This window comes from Rickettsia asiatica, assembly GCF_007989425.1.
GTDB classification, from domain to species: Bacteria; Pseudomonadota; Alphaproteobacteria; order Rickettsiales; family Rickettsiaceae; genus Rickettsia; species Rickettsia helvetica.
Window position 1 is genome coordinate 939,689 of the sequence record NZ_AP019563.1, and the last position, 7,812, is coordinate 947,500.

Consider the following 7,812-nt stretch of genomic DNA (forward strand, 5'->3'; position numbering starts at 1 on the left):
ATCTGACTTATCAAATTGTCTATTACCTCTTTAAAAAATCAAAAAGAATTTGAACTTATAAATAAGTTTGGGAAGAAGTTCCATGAAAGATATTTTATTTTGGTAATAGCAAAAACACTTCCTAAAATTTTCCTTGAATTAAAATATAATGTCTTTTTAGGGATCAAAGTTAGCAAAAAGCTAAATAAAAAAGCCATGATTCGCAATAAAATTAAAAGGCGTATACGACATCTAATTAGAATTATTGTTAGTGATTCTAGCTTCAAGGCTATAAAATTCGCAATGATTATTATTCCAAGAAAAGGATTTGCAGAGATAAACTTCTCACACTTGAATTATGAATTAAGTAAAATAATTCTAAGAAATATTTAGATTTTATTGAATGACTTGGCATTACCAGCGTGGATCAAAAAACGCATTCGGTGTCATACCGTGGCTTGACCACAGTATCCATAAAACAACTTAAAATACTAATAATTTTAATATTTTTAACTGGATCCCACTACAAGCTCGCAGGATGACACAAGAAGAATCGCACCATGTAACAACACCTGCAGTCGCTCGCAATGATGACTTGGGTATCCATGCAACGATGCCGAGCTTGTAGCAAAATTCAGACTTTATTTTTTATTACTTATGTTCCCTCTATCCCCTCTCCTAATACCGGTACTGCTTCTACTACAGTAAGTGTTGTATCTATAGTAGTTTCTTCAGACGTAATAGTATTTATAGTAGAATTATAATATTTTTTTACTAATTCAATAACTTCCAAATTATGCTTCTCTTCTGCCGTACAAATATTATAGCTGTTTACCTCTATATTAGGATGCTTAAGTACAATATCTAGAATTTCTAGATTGCCTTTTTTTATAACTGTATTAAGATTATAGAACTCTATTTTCGCAGTACTATGTTCAAGTACAGCTTTTAGAATATCTAAATCACCTTTCTCTATAGCCTTATTAAGATTATAGAACTCTATTTTCGCAGTACTATGTTCAAGTACAGCTTTTAGAATATCTAAATCACCTTTCTCTATAGCCTTATTAAGATTATATGATTCTATTTTTGTAGTACTATGTTCAAGTACAGCTTTTAGAATATCTAAATCACCTTTCTCTATAGCCTTATCAAGATTATATGATTCTATTTTTGTAGTACTATGTTCAAGTACAGCTTTTAGAATATCTAAATCACCTTTCTCTATAGCCTTATTAAGATTATATGATTCTATTTTTGTAGTACTATGTTCAAGTACAGCTTTTAGAATATCTAAATCACCTTTCTCTATAGCCTTATTAAGATTATATGATTCTATTTTTGTAGTACTATGTTCAAGTACAGCTTTTAGAATATCTAAATCACCTTTCTCTATAGCCTTATTAAGATTATAGGAATTTACTTTAGTATTACCATAATTAAGTAAACACATTAATAGTTTAGAATTCCCTTGCTCTATAGCGTCATCTATACTAGTATTAGTGTATAATCCTTTCTGATTTAACATAGTCTCTATCTTGCTTAGAGAAAATTTATTAAAATTATATGTTTCTAAGGTGAAAGCTCTACTAAATACTCTGATTAAGTCAGCGTATGTTAATCCTTTCGGCTTTGTTTCTATATTTAAGTTAAATATTTCGGGATATGATTCATGATATTCCGCATGAATATTTTTATAAAATTTTACAAAAGCTTCATATTCTTTATGTAGAAAAGCCGGCAACTCCTCGATGCTTTTCATATTTTTAATTTTATTAGCACTTAAAGAAAAACTATAAATTTGATCGTCTAATTTATAGCTTATACTAAAATCTGACGCTGCTAATAAATGAAAATTATCTCTTATATATTCAATCAGTGAAGAGTCATTTTTTGTTCTAGCATCGTAATTATTTTGAGCTAATAGTATAATATTTGCATCGCTGGCTTTATTATAAGTGCATAACACCATATTGCCCTGTATCCAATCTAAATGATGTTGAGCTGCACCTGAATGACAAGAAAATATGTGAACAATATTACATTGATTTTCAGTGGTATTATTTTGTATTTTATTAAGCAGTGTAATATCTAACATAGAAGTTGTACCTTCATCAGAAAATATACTCATTGATAAGTAAGAAGGCTCAGGCATAAAATATGATTTAATTTTTCCCCATAAACCTAAATTAGTAGGTTTATAGAAAAACTCTGATCCATGTGCATTTATAAAATATTCACTACCTGTACCTGAAGGTAAGTCAGCTAAGGTTTTTATTTCCTTGATATCAGGATTTTCATTTTTCATACTTATATCCGGGCCTTTAAGCAATATTTTTTGCATATTTACATCCTTATACAATTAACTTAGCTACCATATTCTATGGAATTACCACATAATATGGTAATCTTTAAAAAAGTCAAGATAGAGTTGATATTTTTATTAATAGCTGTTAAGTTTTTAATAAGGAAAAATCATATAAAACTATATATTATCAATAAAAATTTATAGTTAATAATTATAAATAATAGCATTAAAAATAAGACTATAAAGTAACCGGCGAAAAAGGATAAAAATAGAGTGTAGAAAGAACTTGCAATATTGTTTATTAAATCTCCGGATCAGTATTTCCCAATATTGTTATATCTGAATTACTATCCGTATTTTCTTCCATAAAATTTAAATTGAGTGCAATAGTGTTATTTAAAAGAATTTCAGAAGTTATTCCTTTGTGCATTACTGATTGACCATTATTTATATTTTCTATTATACCTTTTGAAACAATATTTGATCCTAGAGTTAGTATACCCTCGCCAGAGATATTTAAAGTACTGCCTGATCCTAGAGTTAGTAGACCAGCGATATTCAAAGACCTTCCTGCTTCTATAATTAAGGTGGCATCCGAATTGAATGAGATATTATTAAAAGTCACATCTGATGCTATAGTTAGGGTAGTACCAATGAATTTGATATTATGAGTATCCATAGAGTCTAAATGAATATCTAAACAATCTTCAACCTTTATTTCTTTTAAATAATTTTCTTGTGCCTCTTTTGACATTTCAAGTAACTCATTGTTAGAAATAGTCATTTTTTCTGCTAATTTATATAGATTTTTATCTTTTAAGAGATCTAATAAGAATTTTTTACTAGGTAACAACTGCAATAGTTCCTTATAAGTTATGGAATCAGAAAACCATTTTATTAACTTCCAATTTTCAAAAAAGAATTTTTTATCATTTTCTTCTGTTAGTGTTCTATAGAATTTTATCCGCTCATCATTTACCGTAAAATCATCGGATAATTTTTTGAGAGTTTCTTCTAACCTATCTAATATTGCTAAATCAAAAAAATCATTACTGTTATGTATTTGGTCACTATTAAGAGTAAGGATTGTACTATTTCCTGCTATTAATTCACATAACTTCTCTAACTCATTACCAACTACGTAATCAATATCTTTAAAACTAAGTTGCTTTTGTTTAAGTAATTTTTGAATATTTTCATTAAGAAGATAAGCTGCTTTTGTATCATTTATTGCTCCAAGTTCATTTATGCCTTTTTGCTTATCATCTTCATAATAATTATGGGCAATTTCAAATAATCTTCTTACTATAATTCTAGCTTCAATAATTCTATCTTCAGTTATATTATTTTCCCTGGAATAACTACTAGCTACTATCTCTAACAATGGATAGTTTGAAATAATAGATTCTATTTCTTCTGCACTTAACATTCCATCTTTAACTAATAAATGATCCTCCGTCTTTTCTATTGATGATTTAGGTCTTAACGCTTGTACCTCTGCACTTAATTGTTTATAACTGTCTATACTTTCCTTATCTTGTTTTTTCTTATAAGCATTTTCTATTTCTTTTTGCTTTAATTCATTACTCTTACTCCAGTTATAAGTCTCTTTTTCTTCTTCATTTTCAGGTTGACCATTTTTAATATGCTCTATTTTATTCTCTATTTCTACAATTTTTTCTTTTATAAATTTAGAAGACTAAATATATATATTGCTTGTAAAAATTCATCATCTACATTTTTATTTTTATCTTTAACATACTTCCTAAATTCTGATTTTAATCTAAAAAACTCTTTCATAACTTCAGCATTTTCAATAGGCATCGATAATTCAAGGTACTTTAAATTATTATAAATATACTGAAAATTTTCTTTTTGCTTTTCATAATCAAATAAAAATTCTGCTTTTATATACTCTTCAATAATATCAATAACACTTAATATAAAACTCGTCTTTTCTACTTCAAAATCTAATTCGCTCATATTTAAATCCTAATTATTATTAAATTGAAATTTAAGAAATTTTAACTTTTGGTAATATAATAATTAAGATAGTGTCAATGTCATATAGTCAATTCAATTGGATTTGCATACAATGAGCAAGGAGCGCGAAGCCTATAACTAGTAGGAGAGCGACGAGCAATGTAGTAGGCGAGTCCAAATCAATTGACTATAAAATACGGTCATTGATTTTTATGTAAAATTCTATCGAACTATTCTCAATAAAAACTTACAACCACTTTCGTTTCTTAAAATATTTATAGGTAATAATTGTAGATAATAGCATTAAGAATAAGGCTATAGGATAACCATACGGTGATTTAAGCTCAGGCATTACGGTAAAGTTCATGCCGTAAATACTGGCTATTAAAGTGGGTGGGAGAAAAAATATAGTAACCAATGAGAAAATTTTAATAATATTATTTTGTTCCATTGCAATCATACCGAGTGCTGCGTCTAGGGTTCTTGCAATCTCGCTAGATATAAATTGTGAAAAATTAATTATTGAGTCTACATCTCGAAGCAATGTATCTAATAGATCCTTAGATGCTTTATTTTGAGTTATTTGTGGAGATTTTAAAATATATTGAATAGCCATAGTTAAAGAAAATAAACACTCACGGCTTTTAGAAAGTAAATCACCTTTTCGACCTATTTTCTTTAATACATTGGTATGATCTATACGCAAATCATTAATGTTATTATCAAGTATTAAACGTCCATAATCATCAATATCCATACTAATCGACTGTACAATATTCGATAATCTTGTTACCATATTACGAAGTAATATAAATAAAATATTTTCTGCATTATGTTTGTTATTAAGCTGCTTAGCAAATTTATTTATACAGTCATTAAAGGGTATTAATTCTACGTAACGAACGGTTATAAGACAACCTTTATACAAAATAAATACTATAGAATGTGTTTCAGGCAATTCTTGCTCTTTATTAACGAGTTCCGTAATAGTTAGATATAACGCCTCATTTTCAACATATAACCTCTCGGAAATCTCAATTTGCGATATGTCCTTTAAAGTCGGTATTTCTATATTTAATGTATTTTTTACTATTACTTTTTCTTCATCGGTTATATTGAATAAATCAATCCATAATGTGGATTCATTAATAATATATTCTTCATTTTTTACTATAGAATTATTTTCCTTTAAATATGTAGTTATCATATAATCTCAAATATATTTTTGTAGAGATTAACAAACTTCAATCTTTAAAGCAACTTAAAGCTTTTATTCTCGTAGATGATTCCTATTATTTTCTAAATAACAAGTAATACACAATATAAAACCAACCAAAAAATCCATGAATGATAGCCCATAATATCGATTTGTTCACATTAAATGATATTACTATTACAAGTATTGTTCCAAGAGAAATACCACCGTATCCTAAATAATTCATATATTTTACCCTTAATATTTTTTAATATTATTGTAGGATATTTATTATATATTATTGCTTAAAAACTACTTTATGGGACTGTTAACAAAATAGCTTTAATTGATAATTAAAGCTATTTTTTAGCGAAAATTAATAAGATTTTTGAGAGATATATCCTATTTCAAAAAAATCTTATAATTTATAGCTAAAAAGAGCAAGGAATCCACAAGACGAGGAACAACAGCAGTTATTAAATGTTCAGCATCCGAGGACTTACAAAGACATTGCTGCCAATTTTTTAAGTTCTATCTGAATATATACGTTCCTTACAAAAGCAGAACTTTATATATTAATTATTTTTTTGTAGTAAGATTCCAAATTTTCTCTGCTTTGCTTCCAAGCCACCAAAAGCTTATTCCTAGAATTGTAAAAAATACTGCTTTATGAGTTGTATTCCAAAAATATTCAAAAAATCTTGTATATAAATTAATAAATAAAAAAGTAACTCCAAATCCTTTAGTTACCGAATTATCTTGTTTTAAACCGTGATAAATAGCTGCTCCGGACATTAAGGCAAATAATAAAGACCAATGAAATAATTCTATCGGCTTTACCGACTTTAAGTAATAATCTTCAGGGTCATAATTTCCAAATATTGATAATAACCACATTGTAATAAATGAATATAATAAACCAACTACAAGAGTTACTTGAGTAAAATGATTGAATTTTTTATTTTCTTCTAGTGCAAGAGCAGAGAATGTTAATATTCCTCCAAATAATATAAAACGTAATGGATAATTCATACCTAAGTAATATGCTCCCCATCCTGACATGTACCCGGTTTCTGCTCCCATCCAACTACCTATAAAGCAAAGCACCAAATTAAATTTGATTTAGAGAAATATCCTAATAGGGCATAAACAATAAAAGATACAAGCAATAAAATGGAAAAATGTCCACTCCCTGAATCAAATGCTTTTCCTAGTTGATAAATAGCATAAGCAGTGGTTAAGACCCCTAAAAATAATACTGCCCCATTGCTAAAAATTTTCTCTGGTTTTTGTTGCTGTCTTTTAAAACCAACAAAATAAATTATTCCCGATAAAGTTGATAAGGTAATAAATTTCAGCAGATACGGGCATTAAAAATATATTATAATAATTCGCGTAGATAACGATCAGACAAAATAGCATTAATAGCAATAACTATACATATTAAAGAAACCCAAAAAGAATATCTAGCTAATTTCTTCCAATCAAAATTTAATATTTCTATATCGTTTTTAAGTAATATAGTCGTATTATCATCAAGTAAACCGGTGTTATTCTATTCATTTAATGCTGAAAAAAGTATCTTTGCCTGTGATTTAGCAATTTTCATAAGTTAATCTAAATATCTCCCAAATTTTAATAGAAAGATATTATTAATATAAAAATATGTCAAGAATTACTAGATTCTGTGGATAAACTACCTTTAGAAGGAGGATATGCAAGAAGTCTATTTTTTTTATTTTGGCTATTCTTCATTTGCTTGCAGTATACTCCGAAGTAAAATGAAGAGTAGTATACTTCGACCCAACTTGGCATTGTTGCGTGGACCGGTAAAATCCACTGTGTCACCTAGTTCGCTTGCGCGCCCCCCCCGGGGGGTCCCATAAAAACAATTTAAAATACTAATAATATTAGTATTTTAAGCTGGATCCCACGCTACAAGCTTGCTGGGGGAGATGACAATGGAAAATCGATCCACGCAACAACATTACACAACTTAGAAAAGAGTAATCTAGCTGTAAGCTGAGGAGTGGCGGCAGTTATTAAACGTTTAGCATCCGAGGTCTTACAAAGACATTACCACCAATTTTTCAAATAAAATAGATTTCTTGCAAAATTAAACTTATAGAGAGGAATTTGAAGGAAACACGGAATGCAGAACCGCAGCGTAGTTAATCTACGTGAAGATTCGAGTACCGGATTGACGTACAAATTACCTCTAGAAGTTAATTTTGCAAGAAATCTAATGAGTATATAAGCAAATAAGTTTTGTTACTCATTACTTTAACTCTTTCTTTAGAAAAGATAGCATTGTTTTTGAAAAAAGATATAGGAAATTGAAGAAAGA

The 7,812-nt window shown here is 28.3% G+C and carries 7 protein-coding genes and 1 pseudogene; 3 read left to right on the forward strand and 5 right to left on the reverse strand.

Going from position 1 to position 7,812, the window contains the following annotated elements; all coding sequences use genetic code 11:
- Positions 1-15: 15 nt before the first annotated feature.
- Entirely contained in the window at positions 16-372 is a 357-nt protein-coding gene (rnpA, locus tag RAS_RS05565; protein WP_147143087.1) for a ribonuclease P protein component, read from the forward strand.
- A 262-nt stretch (positions 373-634) separates the two neighbouring features.
- On the opposite strand, the gene RAS_RS05575 is transcribed toward rnpA, so the two are convergent.
- From RAS_RS05575 to RAS_RS05590, 3 genes are all read right to left on the reverse strand, one after another.
- Positions 635-2,323 (reverse strand): hypothetical protein, encoded by a 1,689-nt coding sequence (locus RAS_RS05575; protein WP_147143090.1) that lies wholly within the window; start codon positions 2,321-2,323, stop codon positions 635-637.
- A gap of 265 nt (positions 2,324-2,588) precedes the next feature.
- Entirely contained in the window at positions 2,589-3,716 is a 1,128-nt protein-coding gene (locus RAS_RS11130) for a hypothetical protein (RefSeq protein WP_232049169.1), read from the reverse strand.
- Between the two features lie 254 nt (positions 3,717-3,970).
- Complete coding sequence (locus tag RAS_RS05590; RefSeq protein ID WP_232049170.1) at positions 3,971-4,270, reverse strand: hypothetical protein; 300 nt, start codon at positions 4,268-4,270, stop codon at positions 3,971-3,973.
- A gap of 84 nt (positions 4,271-4,354) precedes the next feature.
- On the opposite strand from RAS_RS05590, the pseudogene RAS_RS11135 reads away from it, so the two are divergent.
- A pseudogene (locus RAS_RS11135) lies at positions 4,355-4,470 on the forward strand (palindromic element RPE2 domain-containing protein); the annotation flags it as partial.
- 47 nt (positions 4,471-4,517) lie between these two features.
- Here the strand turns inward: RAS_RS11135 and RAS_RS05600 are convergent.
- Both RAS_RS05600 and RAS_RS05605 read right to left on the reverse strand, forming a co-directional pair.
- Positions 4,518-5,477: a magnesium transporter CorA family protein gene (locus RAS_RS05600; RefSeq protein ID WP_147143093.1), complete on the reverse strand. Its 960-nt coding sequence runs from the start codon at positions 5,475-5,477 to the stop codon at positions 4,518-4,520.
- Between the two features lie 567 nt (positions 5,478-6,044).
- Positions 6,045-6,548, reverse strand: coding sequence for a hypothetical protein (locus RAS_RS05605; protein ID WP_232049171.1), 504 nt, complete (start codon positions 6,546-6,548; stop codon positions 6,045-6,047).
- A gap of 1,069 nt (positions 6,549-7,617) precedes the next feature.
- On the opposite strand from RAS_RS05605, the gene RAS_RS05615 reads away from it, so the two are divergent.
- Entirely contained in the window at positions 7,618-7,722 is a 105-nt protein-coding gene (locus RAS_RS05615) for a palindromic element RPE1 domain-containing protein (protein WP_172616138.1), read from the forward strand.
- The last annotated feature ends 90 nt before the right edge of the window (positions 7,723-7,812 follow it).

Excerpts from the sequence above, each read along its gene's own strand:
- RAS_RS11130 (WP_232049169.1), bottom strand. The coding sequence starts at position 3,716 with ATGTTAAGTGCAGAAGAAATAGAATCTATTATTTCAAACTATCCATTG.
- RAS_RS05615 (WP_172616138.1), top strand. The coding sequence starts at position 7,618 with ATGCAGAACCGCAGCGTAGTTAATCTACGTGAAGATTCGAGTACCGGA.
- RAS_RS05605 (WP_232049171.1), bottom strand. The coding sequence starts at position 6,548 with ATGGGAGCAGAAACCGGGTACATGTCAGGATGGGGAGCATATTACTTA.
- RAS_RS05575 (WP_147143090.1), bottom strand. The coding sequence starts at position 2,323 with ATGCAAAAAATATTGCTTAAAGGCCCGGATATAAGTATGAAAAATGAA.
- RAS_RS05600 (WP_147143093.1), bottom strand. The coding sequence starts at position 5,477 with ATGATAACTACATATTTAAAGGAAAATAATTCTATAGTAAAAAATGAA.
- RAS_RS05590 (WP_232049170.1), bottom strand. The coding sequence starts at position 4,270 with ATGAGCGAATTAGATTTTGAAGTAGAAAAGACGAGTTTTATATTAAGT.